Origin of the sequence: Colwellia sp. 1_MG-2023, from assembly GCF_030546755.1 — a bacterium.
Classification (GTDB): domain Bacteria; phylum Pseudomonadota; class Gammaproteobacteria; order Enterobacterales; family Alteromonadaceae; genus Thalassotalea_H.
Genome location: NZ_JAUOPE010000009.1, coordinates 161,115 through 181,341 on the forward strand (window position 1 = coordinate 161,115; position 20,227 = coordinate 181,341).

General features: G+C 36.1%; 15 protein-coding genes. 7 read left to right on the forward strand and 8 right to left on the reverse strand.

Features of this window, described 5'->3' with window-relative positions; translation table 11 throughout:
• The first annotated feature begins 229 nt into the window (after positions 1–229).
• On the forward strand, positions 230–982 hold the full coding sequence (locus Q4493_RS12060; RefSeq protein ID WP_303452906.1) for an electron transfer flavoprotein subunit beta/FixA family protein: 753 nt from the start codon (positions 230–232) through the stop codon (positions 980–982).
• Positions 979–1,905 (forward strand): electron transfer flavoprotein subunit alpha/FixB family protein, encoded by a 927-nt coding sequence (locus Q4493_RS12065; RefSeq protein WP_303452908.1) that lies wholly within the window; start codon positions 979–981, stop codon positions 1,903–1,905. Before Q4493_RS12060 ends, Q4493_RS12065 begins: the two co-directional genes overlap by 4 nt.
• 101 nt (positions 1,906–2,006) lie before the next feature.
• Here the strand turns inward: Q4493_RS12065 and Q4493_RS12070 are convergent, their stop codons facing one another.
• Positions 2,007–2,735, reverse strand: a complete 729-nt coding sequence (locus tag Q4493_RS12070) for a glutathione peroxidase (RefSeq protein WP_303452910.1) — start codon at positions 2,733–2,735, stop codon at positions 2,007–2,009.
• 306 nt (positions 2,736–3,041) lie between these two features.
• Here Q4493_RS12070 and Q4493_RS12075 point away from each other — a divergent pair, with 306 nt between their 5' ends.
• Together Q4493_RS12075 and Q4493_RS12080 are read left to right on the forward strand one after the other, a co-directional pair.
• Positions 3,042–3,371, forward strand: coding sequence for a stress response translation initiation inhibitor YciH (locus Q4493_RS12075; RefSeq protein ID WP_303452912.1), 330 nt, complete (start codon positions 3,042–3,044; stop codon positions 3,369–3,371).
• Positions 3,372–3,408: 37 nt separating this feature from the next.
• A complete protein-coding gene (locus tag Q4493_RS12080) occupies positions 3,409–4,206 on the forward strand; it encodes a response regulator (protein ID WP_303452914.1) in 798 nt (265 codons plus the stop codon).
• 38 nt (positions 4,207–4,244) lie between these two features.
• Here Q4493_RS12080 and Q4493_RS12085 read toward each other — a convergent pair whose 3' ends face one another.
• Positions 4,245–5,807, reverse strand: a complete 1,563-nt coding sequence (locus Q4493_RS12085) for a sigma 54-interacting transcriptional regulator (RefSeq protein WP_303452916.1) — start codon at positions 5,805–5,807, stop codon at positions 4,245–4,247.
• Positions 5,808–6,083: 276 nt separating this feature from the next.
• Between Q4493_RS12085 and megL the strand changes: the two genes are divergently transcribed.
• The gene (gene megL, locus Q4493_RS12090; RefSeq protein WP_303452918.1) at positions 6,084–7,289 is read left to right on the forward strand and encodes a methionine gamma-lyase; all 1,206 of its coding nucleotides are present in this window, start codon (positions 6,084–6,086) and stop codon (positions 7,287–7,289) included.
• A 117-nt stretch (positions 7,290–7,406) separates the two neighbouring features.
• On the opposite strand, the gene ylqF is transcribed toward megL, so the two are convergent.
• Entirely contained in the window at positions 7,407–8,351 is a 945-nt protein-coding gene (gene ylqF, locus Q4493_RS12095; RefSeq protein WP_303452920.1) for a ribosome biogenesis GTPase YlqF, read from the reverse strand.
• Between the two features lie 343 nt (positions 8,352–8,694).
• Between ylqF and Q4493_RS12100 the strand changes: the two genes are divergently transcribed.
• Positions 8,695–9,543, forward strand: a complete 849-nt coding sequence (locus Q4493_RS12100) for an ABC transporter substrate binding protein (protein WP_303452922.1) — start codon at positions 8,695–8,697, stop codon at positions 9,541–9,543.
• 10 nt (positions 9,544–9,553) lie between these two features.
• Positions 9,554–11,104 (forward strand): HAMP domain-containing sensor histidine kinase, encoded by a 1,551-nt coding sequence (locus Q4493_RS12105; RefSeq protein WP_303452924.1) that lies wholly within the window; start codon positions 9,554–9,556, stop codon positions 11,102–11,104.
• 49 nt (positions 11,105–11,153) lie between these two features.
• On the opposite strand, the gene Q4493_RS12110 is transcribed toward Q4493_RS12105, so the two are convergent.
• From Q4493_RS12110 to Q4493_RS12130, 5 genes are all read right to left on the reverse strand, one after another.
• Complete coding sequence (locus Q4493_RS12110) at positions 11,154–11,960, reverse strand: hypothetical protein (protein WP_303452926.1); 807 nt, start codon at positions 11,958–11,960, stop codon at positions 11,154–11,156.
• A gap of 25 nt (positions 11,961–11,985) precedes the next feature.
• Complete coding sequence (locus Q4493_RS12115; RefSeq protein WP_303452928.1) at positions 11,986–12,828, reverse strand: hypothetical protein; 843 nt, start codon at positions 12,826–12,828, stop codon at positions 11,986–11,988.
• Positions 12,828–14,924 carry a TonB-dependent siderophore receptor gene (locus Q4493_RS12120; RefSeq protein WP_303452930.1) on the reverse strand — a complete coding sequence of 699 codons (2,097 nt, stop codon included), beginning with the start codon at positions 14,922–14,924 and terminating at the stop codon, positions 12,828–12,830. The genes Q4493_RS12115 and Q4493_RS12120 overlap by 1 nt, the downstream gene beginning before the upstream one ends.
• A 53-nt stretch (positions 14,925–14,977) precedes the next feature.
• The gene (locus Q4493_RS12125) at positions 14,978–16,792 is read right to left on the reverse strand and encodes a thiamine pyrophosphate-binding protein (RefSeq protein WP_303452932.1); all 1,815 of its coding nucleotides are present in this window, start codon (positions 16,790–16,792) and stop codon (positions 14,978–14,980) included.
• A 229-nt stretch (positions 16,793–17,021) separates the two neighbouring features.
• Complete coding sequence (locus tag Q4493_RS12130) at positions 17,022–19,520, reverse strand: GGDEF domain-containing response regulator (protein WP_303452934.1); 2,499 nt, start codon at positions 19,518–19,520, stop codon at positions 17,022–17,024.
• Positions 19,521–20,227: the final 707 nt, after the last annotated feature.

The window sequence follows — 20,227 nt, forward strand, 5'->3', positions numbered from 1 at the left end:
AAACACCTGTTTGATAATATCATACCTATAGAATTTTCGTCAGTAAATACTATGCTGTAAAAGAGTATTTACTGATATAAAACATATTTGCTCATTTTGAGATAAAGTTACGTTGACGTTGACGGAATCTAAAAGTAACCTTTGAGCCAATAAAACTAAGTCTAGTTCATTATTCTTATTGCGATAAAAACTAGGCAAAAAAAACCAACAAGCATAATTAGAGGCAACGATGAAAGTATTAGTCCCCATCAAACGTGTCATCGACTATAACGTTAAAGTTCGCGTAAAAGCAGACAACACTAATGTTGATTTGGCCAATGTAAAAATGGCTATTAACCCATTTTGTGAAATCGCAGTTGAAGAAGCCGTTCGATTAAAAGAAGCCGGTACAGCAACAGAAGTTATTGCTGTATCAATTGGCGATAAAGCGTGCCAAGAACAGTTGCGTACCGCCCTAGCATTAGGCGCTGACCGTGCTATACAAATTGAAACTGACCAAAATTTAGATTCATTAAATGTTGCTAAGTTATTACAAAAAGTTGTTGAAGAAGAGCAACCTCAATTGGTGATTTTAGGTAAACAATCTATTGATAGTGACAACAATCAAACAGGTCAAATGCTTGCTGCATTAACAGGTTTAGCGCAAGGTACTTTCGCTTCTGAAGTAAAAGTTGACGGTGATAAAGTCAATGTGACTCGTGAAGTAGATGGCGGTTTACAAACGGTTGCACTTAACTTACCCGCAATTGTAACTACTGATTTACGTTTAAATGAACCTCGTTATGCCTCATTACCTAATATTATGAAAGCTAAACGTAAACCATTAGATGTAAAAGCTGCAGCAGATTTTGGAATCGACTTATCACCACGTTCAACACTTTTAAAAGTTACGCCTCCTTCAGAGCGTCAAGCAGGAATTGTGGTTGAAACAGTGGATGAGTTAGTAGAAAAGTTAAAAAATGAAGCGAAGGTGATCTCATGAGTATTTTAGTTTTTGCAGAGCACGATAATAACGAATTAAAAGCCGATACTTTAAAAACAGTAGCGGCAGCACAAGCCATTGGTGGCGACATTCACTTATTAGTAGCAGGCGCTAACTGTGCTTCAGTAGCTGAGCAAGCAGCGAAAGTAAATGGTGTCAGTAAAGTACTTGTGGCAGACAATGCCGCTTATGAGCACCAATTAGCTGAAAACATCAGTTTATTAGTGACCGAATTAGCTGCTGACTACGAACATATTATCGCAACCGCATTAACCACAGGCAAAAACTTTATGCCACGTGTAGCGGCATTGTTAGATGTTGCTCAAATCTCTGACATTATTGGTGTTGAATCAGCAGATACCTTTGTTCGCCCTATTTATGCAGGTAACGCTATTGCTACCGTACAAAGCTTAGATAGCAAAAAAGTGATCACCGTTCGTTCAACCGGATTTGATGCTGTTGCAACCGATGGTAATGCCGAAGTCGTTAATATTGACAAAGCAACTGATGCGGGTACGTCAAGTCATGTGAGTGATGAACTTACCGTTTCAGAACGACCTGATTTAGGCGCAGCAAGTGTCGTTATTTCTGGTGGTCGAGGCATGCAAAATGGTGATAACTTCAAGTTATTAGAAGGGATTGCAGATAAATTAGGTGCTGCTATTGGTGCTTCTCGTGCTGCTGTTGATGCAGGTTTTGTTGCCAATGATATGCAAGTGGGTCAAACCGGTAAAATTGTTGCTCCAGACTTATACATTGCTGTAGGTATTTCAGGGGCAATTCAACATTTAGCCGGTATGAAGGACTCGAAAGTAATTGTTGCTATCAATAAAGATGCTGAAGCGCCAATTTTCCAAGTTGCCGACTACGGTATTGTTGGTGATTTATTTGACGTTTTACCAGAACTTGAAGCAAAACTTTAAATAAACTTTAATCTTTAAAACGTAAAAAAGCCAATTAGCAACACTGATTGGCTTTTTTGATGCATAAATTTTATTTACTAAAATATTAACGGTTCATTTCTTTACTTAAAATAAACTTCTAATGCTTCATTGCCGCCAATTAACTTACCGTCAATAAAGACCTGAGGCACGGTCTCTGCATTTGCCACGGCTTTTAAGGTGGATAAACTAATATCTTTGCCAACCTCTAACGCTTCAAAAGATAAACCTTTTTCATTCAATAACTGCTTTGCTTTTTGACAGAATGGGCAATCAGGTTTACTAAACACGGTAACCGTCTGTTTCTGTATAGCGTTTGGGTTTATATAATTAAGCATGGTATCAGCATCAGAAACTTCAAACGGGTCACCTTCAACTTCTGGCTCTATAAACATTTTTTCGATAACGCCATTTTTAACTAACATCGCATAGCGCCAGCTACGTTTACCAAAGCCTATATCGCCTTTATCAACTAACATCCCCATTGCTTGTGAAAAATCGCCGTTACCATCGGGAATAAAGCTAATTTTTTCTGCATGCTGGTTTTCCGCCCAAGCGTTCATTACAAAAGTATCATTGACTGATAAACACACAATTTCATCAACACCATTGGCAAAAAAGGTTTCAGCCAATTCATTATATCTAGGCAGATGTGTTGAAGAACAGGTAGGAGTAAAAGCACCGGGTAAGGCAAATACAATGACAGTTTTGTTATCAAAAATATTCTCTGTCGTTCGTTTTGTCCATGCACCATTGTCAATGATAGAAAAGCTCAATGATGGAATTTTTTGTCCTTCGATATTTTTTAACATAATACTCTCTTGTGTTGTTTATTTAATAAGTTGAATTAGGGGCTGTTGATCTTTCGAGATTGTTTTTTAACCGCGAAAGATCAACTGCCTTAATTATCGGTTAATTTCAGTAATAAATATAATATATTAATTTTATGATATTAATCTATTTAATCTATCATATTAAAAAGATTGTTCTTTCTCTGTGATAATGCTCGTGCTAATTTTAGATCAAAATCAACAAAATTCATTATTCATCACATACGTCGTATTTTTTTTCGTTGAGTTTTACTATAATTTAGCTAAGTTCCCTTAAGAGTATTATTTATGTCTTGGCAAGACCAATTATCCGATCTTGTGTATTCAACCGATAAAGGCAAAATTAAACCCGAAAAAGTAAAAACCATCACCCCTAGCGATGGGTTTGCTAAAGTTAGAAGAGAAACAAAAGGTAGAAAAGGTAAAGGCGTGATGGTGATCAGCGGCTTAGGTTTAGATGCCAAAGCGTTAAAAGACTTAGCCAGTAAACTCAAAAAAAGCTGTGGTACAGGCGGCAGTGTCGTAGATGAAACAATAGAAATACAAGGTGACAAGCGTGAGGCTATTCAGAAAATTTTAGAAAAATCAGGCTATAAAGTTAAATTTATTGGTGGTTAATCACTAAAAACTCTCCATCATTTTATATGAGATAATAATGACAACGATACAACCAAGCGAGTTATCAATTTTACTAATTGAACCTTCAGATACTCAAAGTAAATACATCATAAATCAGCTGAAAGCCCAAGGTATTAATAAAATAACTTTGGCGAAAAGTTTAACTCAAGCGCGAGAAATACTGACTCGCCAACATTATGATTTAATTGCCAGCGCCATGTATTTCGATAACGGTACCGCATTAGATTTACTCAAAGAAATCAAACACTCTGAACGTAATCAAGACTCTGCATTTATGCTAGTTTCAAGCGAATGTAAGCGCGATAACCTAGAAGAATATAAACAGTCAGGTGTTGTAGCTATTTTACCAAAACCTTTTACTTCTGAGCATTTGCATGCAGCGATTAATAATACGATTGATTTACTAACGGCTGACGAAATGGAGTTAGAATACTTTGATGTTCATGAAATCCGCGTTTTATTAGTTGATGACAGTAAATTAGCCCGAAACCATATTAGACGTGTTTTAAATAACTTAGGTTTACTTAAAGTTACCGAAGCAGTTGATGGCAAAGAAGCGATAAACTTACTCAATGATAATATGTACGATTTAATTGTTACTGACTACAACATGCCAGAAGTTGATGGCAGAGAATTAACTCGTTATGTAAGAGAGCAAAGTCAACAATCTCACCTACCTATTTTAATGGTAACCAGTGAAAGTAACGATACTCATCTTGCCAATATTGAACAAGATGGCGTAAATGCATTATGCGATAAACCGTTTGAGCCTGAATTTGTCAAACAAATACTTTTTAGATTACTAGAGCATTAATAGAACTTTAACCGATTTAATAGTGCTTATCATATTGATTAAGCTTTAATTTGATAAGCACGTAGTTTCATAGCTATTTTATTATGGGAAACGTTTAATCTTTCGGCTAACTTTCTCGTTGTAGGATATAAAGGATAAAGCGCAGTTAACAATTTACGTTCAAAGTTCGCTTGCGCTTCAGCCCAATCAGTTATGCCTTCTTCGATAATGTCTTCTTTGATAATGCCTTCCTCGATAATTGAACTACTTTGAATACCATCATTTGATTCAAACAAAACACTTCTGACATTTTCCACTGAAATATTATCGTTTTCGCTAAGTGCGACGAGTCTAAAGATAACATTTTCCAATTGACGAATATTCCCCGGCCAATGGAAAGCCTTTAACATTAATAACGCCTCTTCCGTTATATAAGGGACGCGCTGATTGACTTGACTGGCGGCATTTAAGACAAAATGATTCACCAACAATTGAATGTCTTCGGTTCTATGCCTTAAAGCAGGTAATTCTAACCTCAGCACGTTTAATCGATAATAAAGATCTTCGCGAAACTGTTGTTTCTCGATTAATTCGGCAAAGTTTTGATGACTCGCACTGATCACTTTAACATCCGCAGTAAATTCTTTAGTACCGCCCACTTTTCGATATTTGTAATCTTGTAAAAAACGTAATAATTTAGCTTGCAGATAATTCGACATTTCTGCTATTTCATCAAGAAAAATGGTGCCGCCATGCGCAAGTTCAAATAATCCTGGTTTTCCCCCTTTACTGGCTCCAGTAAACGCTCCACTTTCATAGCCAAACAATTCACTTTCTAATAATTGCTCTGGTAAAGCCGCACAATTAATCGTTAAAAAAGGCTTCTGTTTTCGCTCACTTAATTGATGTAAAGCTCGAGCAATTAATTCTTTGCCTGTACCGGTATCACCGGAAATTAGCACAGGTAAGTCTAACTCAGCAAAGCGTTTTACTTGCGCGAGTACCAAACGAATTTTTTCAGAAACACCAATAATTGACTTTAAAGCGTCATCCGTAGAAGACTGCATAAGAGCGAGTTGTCGTCCTACTTTATCCATAGACTTTAAGCTGATCACAGCACCTGTTATTTTGTTCGCAGAAACAACAGGATTAACATCGGCAATAAAAGGTTGTTGCAGAAAATTTATCGATAAACTTACTTCATTTGAAGTTAAAAAATGTTTAAGGGGTACATCTATCAGCTGAGTAATATTGCTATTAACCAATGGACGTACTTTACGGCTATCGACAATTAATTGATTGGCGGCAGCATTACTCGCCAAAATAACACCTTGTGTATCAATATCAATAATAGGATCTGATATCCTACTCAATAATGTCTGTAAGTGATTTTCTCTAAGCTCAGCAGGCATTTGGTCTATTTCTTCACAACCAATAATACCGGATACTTTTTTTAATGAACGCTCAATCTCTGCAAACGATAATTTGCTGCTATCAAGATGTACAAAAGTAAGATGCGTTTGCACTTCAATACTTTTTACATTCCAAGATTTAAGAGAAAATATCGATAAAATCTCTTGGCTAATACCAATTCTGTCGGATGATTTAATTTTAACGCGCATACTGTATTATATTTATTACAACGTAATAATTATATTACACTCAAAATACCAATAAATTCAATATAACCAGTGAAATTAACCATGTATTTCTTGCCCTTAACAAATTCTGTAATATATTTATTACGCCATTATTAAGCGCCACACAAAAATAAACATAAGCCACTGATATTACAGATTTTTATATAGTTGGATTCGTTATTGCTTTAACAATAGCTAAAACTAATTAAATAACGATTAGTTTTAACTTTCCCATGAAAACAATAATTAGAGAGCAATATGCATCACAGTAAGTTTATCGAGACCCAAGCAATTCATTCAGGCCGAATTAATGATGAGCAATTCGGTTCATTAGCGACGCCTTTATATCAAACTTCGACATTTATTTTTGATAACGCAGAACAAGGTGCTGAGCGTTTTGCAGGCGAATCAGAAGGGTTTATTTATACCCGCCTTGGCAATCCAACCACTAGACAGTTAGAAATGCGTGTCGCGGCAATGGAAGGCATGGAAGATGCAGCAGCAACAGCAACTGGTATGGCGGCGGTATCAGGTGCTTTATTAGCCAATCTTTCTGCGGGTGATCACATTATTTCATCTAAAGCCGTTTATGGCTGCACATTTGCGCTTATCAGCCATATGTTGACAAAGTTTGGGATTGAGGTGAGTTTCGTCGATATGTCTCAACCAAATAATATTATCGCAGAGATAAAAGAAAATACTAAAGTGTTGTTTTTAGAAAGCCCGGTAAACCCCAATCTAGAAGTTTTAGATTTAGCCAGTATTCTTTCAATCACTCAAAAGCATAATATTATTTCAGTCATTGATAATACTTTCATGACACCGGTTTTACAGCAACCTGCTAAAATGGGTGCGGATATTATTATTCATAGCGCAACTAAATACTTAAATGGTCATGGTGATGTTGTCGCAGGTATTATTTGTGGTTCATCTGAAATGATCAATCATATAAAGCTGACCGCGTTAAAAGATATCGGTGCAACGATGAGTCCTCACGATGCTTGGTTAATACTTAGAGGATTAAAAACCCTGCATTTGCGGGTTGAACGTCATTGTCAAAATGCTCAATTACTGGCAGAGTTTTTAGAGTCACACCCCAATGTAGCCACAGTTTATTACCCTGGTCTACCCTCTCATTCAGGGCATAAATTTATTGGCAATCAAATGAAAGCCGCCGGTGGAGTTATTGCTTTTGAGTTACATACTAATTTAAAAGGCGGAACAGCGTTTATCAACCGAATGAAATTATTTTCAATCGCAGTAAGTTTAGGTGACGCTGAATCATTGATTCAACACCCTGCTTCAATGACCCATTCACCTTATACAGATGAAGAACGTAGAGAAGCAGGAATCAGCGATAGCTTAATTAGGATTTCTGCGGGGTTAGAAAATGTGACTGACTTAATTGAGGATTTACAACAATCGCTTGATGCCATTGAAAACACTTGTCAAAACGTCGCTTAAATTCTCCAAAGCAACTATTGAAAATGACTCAGCGTTATTCATTCAAGCATTGGATAATATCGCTGAGGCTAACGATTAATAAAACAATTAAGCGCTAGCCTCAAATAAATATCAGATTTATCTGCCTTTTTTGGGCTTATTCTTTCTACCTCTGCCACGCGCTTGTTTTTTCGCTTCGCGCTCTGCAATTTTATCTTCTTGTAATTTAGCGAAATGTAAATTCTCTTGTTCGACCATTTCGGGCATTTCAAAAGTTAAACCGCCTAATGTTTTATCTCTAATTTCATTAATTAAAATTGCAGAGGCTTTATGGAAGTCGACTCGACCGCCACTTTTTACACAGCCTCTAATACGGCCAATATTTTCAATCAATTCAACTTCAGTTTGAGGTAAATCTTCGAGTTTATATCTTTCTTTTAAACGCTGAGGGTAAACTTGTAGTAAATACTCACCGGCAAAACAGGCAATATCGTCATGATCGAAAGCGGTATCTTTTACTGCACTGGTAATTGCTAAGCGATAACCACTATTTTCATTAACAATTTTTGGCCAAAGCATACCTGGGGTATCGTAAAGATATAAGCCTTCTTCAAGCCTAATTCGTTGTTGACCTTTAGTAACCGCAGGCTCATTCCCTACTTTGGCTTTGGCTTTACCCACTAATGTATTTAACAAGGTAGATTTACCTACATTAGGAATGCCCATAATAACAACGTTTATTTGCTTCCCCGCTTCATCTTTATTAGGCACTAACTTCTTTATTAATGATGGGATAGTTTTCGCGACAGCAGAATTATCAGTTGTCATCGCGATTGCTTTAACATTTTGTTGTGACTCTAAATATTCAAGCCATTGCTTAGTTTTATCTGGATCAGCTAAATCACTTTTATTTAAAATTTTAATTAATGGTTTGTCCCCTCTGATCTCAGTGATCATCGGGTTTTCACTACTAAATGGTAGGCGTGCGTCACACACTTCTATAACGACGTCAATTTGCGGAAGAATTTCTTTAATTTCTTTTTGAGCCTTATGCATATGCCCAGGAAACCAGTTAATAGCCATAATGAATCTTTAATAAAATAAATAAGATTTTATCATCGATGAAAACGAAAAGCTCTCAAACCAAGATAATATTAAAAGCTTGTTTGAATAAATTGCTATTTTATTTGTTTGATTAAAAATGAATGGCTGATGAAATTACAACTATCGGTTACTAAATCGAACTAAATGAAGAATTTTTATAAAAAGCCTTTTTAAATAAGGTATTAACGATTACTATTTAATCGACTAAAGGTATAATTATCGTTAGTATGGAACTAATTAAACATTATTAATTATCTCGGTTAAATCAGTGAAGATAAAAAATTTACACCTTTTATTTATCCTTCCATTGCTCGGCTTTTACATGAAAGTAGCTGCTGAAGAATTAACTGTGGTTTACCCAGAAGTAAACGCTCCATACGATCAAATATTTCAACAAATAACGCGTGGCATTCAAAGTGAATTTAAAGGCAAAGTTCACCATTTAAAACTTCCCCGAACTTTCGACGCCGAGAAACAAGCAAACATGATTACCACGCACAAAGTTATCGCTTTAGGCAAACGAGGCATGCGTATAGCGAAACAACTTTATAATGATAAGCCAGTGGTTGTAGGCGCTTTACCTATCAAACCCAATGGTATTTCAGGGGTTAGTTTAATGGCTGATCCAAATGTTCTATTTGATTCTTTGCACGAATTAGCGCCAGAAATAACGGCGATAACAGTTTTATATAGTCCGGCCTCTGAGTGGATAATTTCAGATGCGCAAACCAAAGCTCTCGCAAAAGGCCTCAAATTACACCCTATTGCCGTAGATGATATTAAGGCTGCCGTCATTGCATATAACAAAATATTTGAAGGTTCTAATCTTGAAAAAATGGCTATATGGTTACCACTTGATCCAGTTACGGCGAATGAAAAGATTATTGTACCTACTATTTTAGAAAAGGCTTGGGAAAATAAAATGGTGGTATTTTCAAGTAAACCGACTCATGCAAAACGAGGAGCATTATTTTCTGCGTTACCTGATAATGAGCTACTTGGTCAACAATTATCTCGTCTCATTAATAGTGTAAATTATAAATCTAGACCATCTACCGTCAAAACATTAGAAAAAATTAAACTCGCCGTAAACTTAAGAACTGCCGCCCACTTAGGTTTTGATTATAATTCAAATGAGCGTTCAGGATTTGCGCTTACTTTCCCTAATTAACGTTATTATTGTGTCTTTAACTTTTCTTCAAAAATCAAATAAAAGTATTAAAAACCAAGTTATCCGTTTTATGATCCTTGGCATTACTTTGATGACTATCATTATCAGTGTTGTCACTACACTAGGCGTAAACTTTCAATCTCAACAAATGATGCTAAATAATGCTTATCAAATAACGGAAGGTTTAGCAAAACAAACTGTTTTTTCACTTTTATCAGGGGCGAATCAAAATGCTCAAGAAGCTATGGAGCAAGTGCAAGGGTTTCAGTCTGTGGTTGCCGCTAGGCTATCACTTGAAGATCACAGTGACTTTCTGCTTAGCGGTAATTATCCTGAAGAAGTTAACCGAAGTAACGCCAACATAATATCCACTCATGTGATCCAAGAAACCGCTGATTATTGGTTAATTAAAACTCCAATAAAAGAACTTACACAATCTAGTCCCAGTGAAGAAGATGAGTTTGAACTTGATTCAGAAATAACTGAAGAAAAAATAATTGGTTACGCTGAAGTTATTTATAGTAAAGATAAACTTCACGAAGCGCAGCGTCAGGTTGCAACACTTATTGCTATTGTTGGTATTTTATCTGTGACTATTTTGAGTATCGTGCTTCGTTTGGGACTATTAAAATTATTCCAGCCGCTAGCCATGATCGCGAACATTATGAAAAAATCACAGCAATCTGGAGAGCATTTACTGGCCAAAGTAAATGGGGCGAAAGAAATTCAAGATATTGCGAGTGCATACAACAATATGATGGCTGTTTTAAAGCAACAGGAGTACGACTTAATCATTCATCGAGATCAATTGGAAGTGGAAGTTGATATTCGAACCAAAGAACTTGTAGAGGCGCGAGACACAGCATTAATAGCCAGCCAACATAAATCTGAATTTATGGCAAACATGAGTCATGAATTACGCACGCCTATTCAATCAATTATTGGTTATGGTGAATTAGTTATTGAAGAACTCGAATTAGAAGGTAATTTTGAGCTTATCGAGGATATGGATAAAATCGCAAAGAACTCTCAGCGTTTATTAAACATGATAAATAGTTTGTTAGATCTGGCTAAAATTGAAGCCGGAAAACTCGACATTACCCTCACTGAAATTGTTATCGATGAATTGGTAGTTAACTTACTTGATACAATCGGTCCACTAGCTCAAAAATCTCATAATACCTTTAAAATTAATCAACAATGTTCTTTAACAAGAATCACCAATGACAAAGATAAATTAGAACAATTATTGCTCAATTTATTAAGTAACGCATGTAAGTTTACCAGCGATGGTCAAATAACATTAACCATAAACAATGACGATACTTATATATATTTTGAAGTTCAAGATACAGGTATAGGTTTATCTCAAGAACAACAAAGCTATATCTTTGATGAGTTTCGTCAAGTCGATTCTAGTCAATCTCGTAAATTCAGTGGCACAGGTTTAGGGTTAGCTATTTCTTTGCGCTTTGTCGAATTAATGCAAGGAAAAATAACCGTAGAAAGTGAATTAGATAAAGGCGCTAAATTTACCGTCATTTTACCTTTTAACTCTTAAGGTAGCTCATATGGTTTAGCTCACATTATGATTCAAAGGGTATGACTATTTAAATTCGACGTATTGCCTTACCGGTATATTCAACATCAACACATTTTAACGGTAGAAAAGAATTAGCGGAGGAAGTTGCTAAATTACGATGACATGCAACAGCACCGCTAGCCACGGCATACGCTTTAATATTATACCCCTCTTCTGGCGTGAAACCTTGATCTAATAAAAAGGCTGATGCATAGCCGCCACTGTTGATTGTTAATGAATAATGATTATCTAAATATTCACTTAACGCTTTAGCAAATTTGAGATATTTGCCTAAGGCAATACCTAGTTCTTTTTGCATTAATTCATAAGGTTGTAATCGTTCATCATCTTTATCAATGGGGCGAGCAAAACCAACAATAATAGGTTTGCCATTTTTAGTCCTTTGATCTGAAATAATACTTGATAACGTTTCACCATTTTTATATCGACGATAGGAATTATCTAAAAACGTCATACATGAAAAAGTCGTTTGACTACCTCCATAAGCCCTAGAATCTGTAGACAATATAGCGGCACTAACTGCTGCAACACATGTTGAGTTAGTGTCAGCCGCATAGGCGCTGATTTGATTACACCAGATTCGACTATCAGGGTAACTTAACCCCATAAAGTTAATTTCTATCCAGTTTGCGATATTTTTATCAACATGCTTGCCTGTTGCATTTAAAATATGAACTTGCATTAACGTGGCGTTTTTCATCAAATCATTCATAAGAGAATAATGATGAAGATTAACGTCAACACCACCTTGCCAGTGCCCTACTTGGCTAAATATTTGATGATTTCTTTGATCCCAGTATTTCGTTTCACTCATTTTTTAATCGCTTCAACAATATAAGTTAAGGTGTATAAATATGTTGTTCATCTGACAACATAGGAATCGCCGTGATAGGTTTATGAGTTTGTTCAACACCATGGGCAAAGACTCCTGGCGCACAAACTAACTGAAATAACCCTACTGCTTCACGCGCACCTATACCCAACTCACAAAATACTGCTGCAGCAATCCCTGTTTTCAACCATCCCATATTGTATTGATAAAGTGACTTTGCAAAACGTTGTGCCCACAAAATATAAGCAAAGTCTTCGATATTAGTATCTTCAGGTATTAACGAATCTACTATTTTTATTGAGAATTCATCAACACTACCATATTGATTCCCAAATCCAGGACAAATGTGAAACTCTCCAAGATTGTTATCGGGGGTTTTCAGCGGTAAATTTTCAAGCACTTTATTTATTGGTTGATTAATATTGCTTTGCAAAAACAGCATAGATTTTTCAACTTCCTTGGCGCCATTCGACTCTCCCCCTAACACAGATAACCCTATCGGTAGTAAATGTTCGACATTCGCTTTACTTACACCAGCGACCATAGAGGCTTTCACTGCAGGATGTCTTGGCCCCAAATTTATCAACGCTACCATTAAGCGTTCTAACAAGACAACCTTGTTTTTATGCGGCAACTCCCCGGTAAAAAGTAATAACAAAACGCTGACGAAACTTTGTTTCTGCATTAATTCGGTGACATCATAACCATGAAGAAAGTTATTCTGGGCAATATAAGGGTTATTCACTGAAGGTTGCTCTAAGTAAATACTCGTTTGAGCTTTATTTGCATAAACAAAATCGTTCTTAACTTGGCTTTGTTTATTTTTATCGTGAGAATTAGTTTTACCCATTAAAACTTGTACCTTAGTTCACCGTATAACGTTCGGCCAGAAAGAGGTAAGTCATTCGGCAAGTTAACCGTAGCACCATTATTCAATGACGGCTCACGAGCGTCTTCATCAAATAAATTTCTCAACATAAATGAAAGTGATGCGGGAAAGTCTTTTGGTTGCCAACGAACAGTAACATCGGTAATGATGTAGTCATCTATATCTGCTCGAAGATCTGCTGTTTGTCTTTCTCGCCCTCTTACCCAATTACTTTTAATATTGGTATGTAATTCATCCGATATTTTCCAATCAAGTTGAGCATAAAACTGACTTGAGGGAACAAACGCAACATTTTGATTTAATTGATCGCTACTTGCTTTAGACCAAGTAGCATTACTTGCTAGTTTGACGGTTTTACTGATATGCCAATTCACTTCGAGTTCAACACCATATCCTGTTTGTTCACCAAAGTTTTGCGCCGTCGATGAAGGTTGTCCCGCATCAGGTACATACTGAATGATATCGCTCCATTTGTAGTCATAAAAACTCAGTATTGCTCCCAGCCCGGTTTGAGGATGATAATCAAAAGCTAACTCAGTGGTTTCCATTTCTTCAGGGTTAAGATCTGGATTACCTAATGCAACGGGATTGTTTATATTGCCAGTATCAGCAAAAGATGGTGCTCTAAAGGCTCGTCCATAAAGGAGTTTGGTTGATAAGTTAAGTGTGGTTGACCATACTAAGGCTAATCTAGGGTTAGTCGTACTACCAAAATCTGAGTAATCATCATATCGAAGTCCAGCGGTTAACTCCCAGTCATTGGCAAAGTTCCAAACGTCTTGTATAAAAGCAAACTTATTGATTCGGTCTGTTTCTCGCAGGAATATATACGGAGTATCTGAAACGTCAACGAGAGGCCCTGTTGGATCAATAGGCTGACCATCAGGTCCTAAGCCAAAGTTTTTTGTTTCTTTAGTTTTATACATATCACCTTTATGAAATCCTGCCCCCATACGAATAATATGATTATCTGCACCTGTATAAAGACCGGTTAAATTGAAACGGGTATGACGTTCCCAGACTTCAGGGTTGCCAATGAAGCCATTAGGGTAAGCGCCACCAAAGGCGCCTTTAGGATAAATAGTATATTGATCGATGTCTTGACTTGTATCGAAATAACTGGCTTGGGCAGTTAATTGCCAATTATCGTTTAAATTACTTTGATAATTAATATCTATATTTCGCCTTTCACTTGCTTTATCCGCTTCCGGATCAAGTGCTGCTGCTAAACCGGCGCCTAAACCTAAATTCGTCCTTTTTTGTAAGCCAGCACGTATTGTCCAATCAAAGTAATTAATCTCGCCACGAAAATCTATATTTTTGGTACCTAGGCTTAGTTTTCCTGGAGCCAATGAGGCATTAGTGCCAAAAAGTTGGTCATAGCGAGACTGAGCATCAACTTCAATGGTTTTATCGGAGCCATCTGTTTCATGGTATTCTAAAATAGCTGAGTACTTAAAATCGCCGTCATCATTACCATAAGAAAACCATAAATCTTCAGTAGAGTGACTACCAACACGAACGGATAATTCATTTTCATCAATATCATTTGCATTTTTAGTGATTATATTTATGACACCGGCAAAGGCATCAGCACCAAAAACGGCTGATCCTGGACCACGTATAACTTCAATTCGTTCAATCGCCTCAACGGGCATTCCCCCCCAGTTTTGATTTCGATTTCCTAAAAACGAGTTAGTGATCGGTATACCATTGATTAACATTAATACCTGTGGTGTATATTTACTATGAACCCCGCGAAAAGTATAAATAGGTGTATAAGTATTTGATAGGCGAGAAATATGTAATCCAGGAACGGCTTCTAAAACGTCATCAATGTCCATCGCACCCATATTTTTAATTTCTTCAGACGTAAAAACACTTGCGATTGCAGGTGCTTTATATATTTGAGTTTTAATACCTGTAGCTATTGCTACCATTTCTTCACTGCCGTAGAAATCATCAAAGTAATCGTCTTCATTACTTTCCACATTTTCAGCACTAACAAAACCAGTCAGAGCAAAATATAGAGCAAGAGAACTTATTTTTAGTTTCATAATGTTTGGCCTTACAAGTACACAATGGAATTAGTTATTTTTTAACGTACGATTTATTCATAAGCATTAACTTGCTCAGCATCTTCGGCTAAATTTTTTATTCGTGACATCATAGGTGGAACCTCGTTAGGGTCAATCCGAACATCAAGTAAAGTGGGAACATTAGCTTTAAATATAGCGTCAAAATCAATTTTATGTAGTTCCTCTACTTTTTCAATAATATGGCCTTCAGCTCCTTGCGCTTTTGCTAAGGCAGCAAAGTCGACTTCATTGAGTTCCCAGCCAATCGATTCAGCTTCGCTAAGCTGTTGGCCAAAACGGATCATGCCATAAGCAGAATCGTTTAAAACGATAAACAATATGGGTAAATTTTGTTGCACTGCAACACCAATTTCGTGCGAACTCATTAACCAAGCACCATCGCCAGAGATACAAACATGAGGTTTTTTAGGAGAGGCAAATGCGGAACCAATAACAGCTCCTATTGCCCAAGCCATACTGCCAAACTCCATTGAAACACGGTAAAGTCCGGCATTAGAAGAATGGCTCAGGTAATGTGTAGCCCACGCCCATATATTACCTGTATCTATAAAAACGCGTGTCGAAACAGGTAACTTACGGGATAAATACGACATTAATTTTTGAGGTTTAATAGGACTTTCATTGGAGTGACATTTTTCAGGTTCGAGTAAATCAATATAGCCACCAACAGCATTTAGATGACATTCAAACTCAATACCGCACCATGTTCTTTGCCAGCTCTTGGCATCAATAGCATTCAATAAACGATTGAATATAATGTCTAAATGCCCACATACATGTAATTTAGCCATAGGTGAACGACTAAAACTTTCAACAGTTTCATCAATATGTATAAGCTTATTAAGCACATCATTTGCTAAATTACCCAAGCCCATTTCAGTGATCGATGTGCCAATTGCTAAGACAAGCTCTATCTCTGGATTTTTAAATAGCTCACGTGCTGACTTATGCCCAGCATAACCATATACACCGCGATATAGAGGATGGCGTTCATCAACCCAACTTTTCCCCATTGGCCCAGTGACAAAAGGGGCATTTATAGACTCTGCTAGCTTTTGAATTTGCGGATATGCTCGCCCACAACCATGACCGATAAATAAAACAATATTGTCTGAGGAAATAACTTCTTCAATTAATTGCTCTACAGCAAGTTTATCTACAAGAGATGACCTATTCATCAGGTAATTAACATGTACATTAGGATTTTCATGTGGATAAGAGCTACGCAGCACATCCGATGGAATACTAATATGAGCAGGACCGCGAGGCGATTGAGTTGTTTCCATTAATGCAGAAATAAGTTTTGATTCTAATTGAGCAGGATGTGAAATTAATGAGTTAAATTTAGTGCAATTTCTTAATATTGCTACGGTATCAATAGCGGTTTCACTTGAGTCTTGCAGAGGCTTCTTACCAAATTTAGGTAGCGCGGTTTGTGCCGTGATGACCAGCATTGGACTTTTATCTACAGAGGCAGATGCAACGCCAGTAATTAAATTTGTTGCTCCTGGGCCCGTTGTAGAACAAACAACGCCCAATCTTCCCGTTTCTCTATAATAACCATCAGCCATAAAAGCTGCACCACATTCATGTCTAGCGATAACGGCTTTAGGCCCTCCTCGCCTCGCTGAACGAGCTAAAGCATTATAAAAGGGTTCAATTGCTCCACCGGGGACACCAAAAACATATTCAACCCCTAGTTGATGTAAGTATTCAACGATTAAATCTGCATAATCAGTAACATTTAAATTAAGCTTTATATCTTCTTGGTGGGTATTATGACTTTGAGTATTGACGTTAACTTCAACATTTTTTATAGGTTTCATTGTTTCCCTAAACTTAATTAGAACAATCGAATATATCGACGTTGAGATTATAAATAATCATTAATTCACAGTATTAAAAATATCATTATCCTTAACCCCAAACTTCTTATAATCCTTTACCTACAAATATTCACAATTAAAACTTCACAATTTCTATTAACTTAAAAACTAATAATTTTACATTATATCAATATGTTGCATTTAACAATCAGAATATCTTGAACAACTTTTATTTTTTATTAACCACTAATAATGGTGATACTTTATGGCCATGAATTTCATCAATATCCTTTGGCTTAGCGATATAGTAACCTTGTGCATAATCAACCCCTAACTCTTTTAGCTTTATCAAGGTATCTTCATCTTCTACAAATTCAGCTACGGTTGTCTTGCCTAAAGCATGGGCGGTATCATTAATTGCTTTAACTAAAACTTCATCGATTGGATCTTTAAGCATGTCTTTGACAAATGACCCATCAATTTTCACACTACCTGCAGGTATTTGTTTTAAGTACGCAAATGTACTGAAACCTGTTCCAAAATCATCAATTGAGAAATGGCACCCTAATTCATTAAGACGAGTGACCATACGTTGCGTCCCCGTAATATTCGATAAACTAGCCGTTTCTGTCAGTTCAAAAATAACCATCGACGGATCAATATTATATTGAACTAATTTTTCTTCTATAAATGTAAATAAACGATCATCGGTAAATGCTTGTGCAGATAAATTAATTGCTACCCTTTTCAAAATAGCATTATCTTTCATCATTTTAAGCGCTTTACCTATAACATGACGGTCAAGCAAATTCATATCTTCAGCTTTTTCTAAAGATGGAATAAAGTCATTGGGAAATATAATTTTACCATCAACGATTAACCTAACTAATGCTTCATAGCATTCAATTTTATTTGTATTTACGTCAATAATAGGTTGAAAATGTAAGATAATATTATCATCAAAGAGAGCATTTTGTAGTTTTTGCACCCATTCAAAGCTTTGTTTTAATTCACCTGTAACTCTATCTTCGTCACTAAATATATGAGCTCGATTTCGCCCTTTTTGTTTCGCTGCAAACATTGCGATATCAGCTTGCTGTAAATAAGTATCACTTGATGCTGACTTGCCATCTATTGCTGAAATTCCAATACTACAACTGACTTTGTACACTTTATCAGCAAACTTAAAACTTGAATCTGCAATCGTTTTACAAAGCTCAAGTGCAACGTTTTTTGCGTCGTCAACATTAGTATCCATGAGTAAAAAAGCAAATTCATCTCCCCCAATACGACATAAAACATCACTTTGTCTTACCCGCTCAGAAAGTAAGCGAGCAATTTCCTTTAGGACGAGATCACCTTGATGATGGCCTTGGGAGTCATTGATCACTTTAAAGTGATCTAAATCTATATAGAGTAAAGAATGCAATCTAGAAGAACGTTTTGTGTCCGTTGAAATATTTCTTAATTTATCATCAAAGAAATGCCTATTATTTATGCCCGTTAACATGTCATGCAAAGCTATGTGTTTTAGCCTTTCTTCAGCGTTCTTACGGACGGTAATATCATCAATAGTGCCGGAAATTCCGATCAATTCATCATCCTTATAATAAGGAGAAAAACTAACTTCACTACAAAAGTACAAACCATTTTTTTTCAATAGTTGTACTTCAAGGCTTTCATGCGAACTGGTTCCTGATAATAGGTGTGCGCATGCTTCTTCAACGTATTGATGTAGATTTGAATTATTACCATGTATAAAATCAGTAAATGATTTACCAATGGTTTCAGATACAGTAAAACCAGACAGTTTAAACCATGCATTATTTACAAACATGATTCGACCTTTGGTTGATAACTCTATTACCACACTATTTAGACTATCAAGAACTCTATAATGATCTTTAGATAAGGAATTGTATCTTCGTTGTTCATCTTTCAATGCCAAGGCTTTTGCTATAAATTGAGCATTCGAAATAAGAAAATCTTCTCGTTTAGCTGCAATATCACACACCTTTCTAAGCTGTTCGGCTTTAAAAGGTTTTTGAATATAATCAGACGCTCCTTTCACTAACATCAGTTCTGCCAAATCAATTGTTCCGTGAGCAGTCATGGCAATAACAACTTGCTTAGGGTTCAGTTCGATGAGTACATCAAGCACTTCATCACCTGACATACCCGGCATCATAATATCGAGTAAAACTATATCGTATGAATTTTTTCGAAACGCTTTGATGCCGTCAATTCCGTCTACGGCTATGTCCACCGAAAATTTATGCTTTAACATTCGATGTACTAGATTTGCAGTGTCTTCTGTATCTTCAATAACAAGAATTTTTTGCTTTTTATTTAATGTCCCTGTTCCCGAAAACATTTGGTTAACAACATCTTGAATAATATCTAGCTCTTGATATGCAATAACTCTATCAATATCAAACATTCGAGCAGTTGTTTCGGCAATACGTTCACTATAATTTTCTGTAATAAGCAAAATAGGAATATCTTCACTTGCCGCAAGAATTCCCGTTCTAATTAACCTTGACAACCTCCAGCCGTCAATTTTTCCAATATCGACTTCGGTGATCACAAGATCAACTTTCTTAGTTCGTAATAATGTAATAGCATCCGCGCTATTAGATGTTTGAATTATCGTATGGCCTGAGAATTCAAGCTTAATATTAACCCTATTACGAATAGCATCATTACTTATTATTAATAATATTATCAAACGGCTACCTAACCATAGTTATGTGCAATTAGCCCAACATTTGTATTCATATATTAACAACCTCACAGATCAAAATTAGATAGTACTATTTTTCTAACTTATAAATAAAAATAAATAATTCATTATATATCAAATTAATACAATCAAATTTAACTATATAACTATAATAAGTAAAGGATTATTAAGGCGTTATTAGTAATTGAGATTTACCTTGTAATATAGTGAATGATCGTGATAAGTGCCATCTTAATAAGGATTTTTATTGCTTATAAAGTTTAAGCCTACTTATATTTTCTACAAAAAATGAATTTGTTTTTAGACGAAAATAAGACAACAGTTGAGAACTATTATATTTGGTTATAAAACGTTTCCAGTATTATAAAATGCAAGTGTAGTTTACAAAAAGAGAGAAAAGCTACACGCGCTTACCATCTGATGCTAACGCGTTTTATTTAAAATGTGCTGTATAGATAAGTATCATTATTCTAGCAAGGTTGGAATTGAAAATTAAGTAAGACCTTACAATAAGTTAAACCCAGAAAAGCAAAAAGCCCGTCACTTTCGTAACGGGCTTTTGACGTGCATGGATGCACTAATGTCGAGCTGCCATGGATGGCAAGGAACGACCTAATTAGAAGCCTAGCAATGTCCTACTCTCACATGGGAACTCCCACACTACCATCGGCGCTAACGCATTTCACTACTGA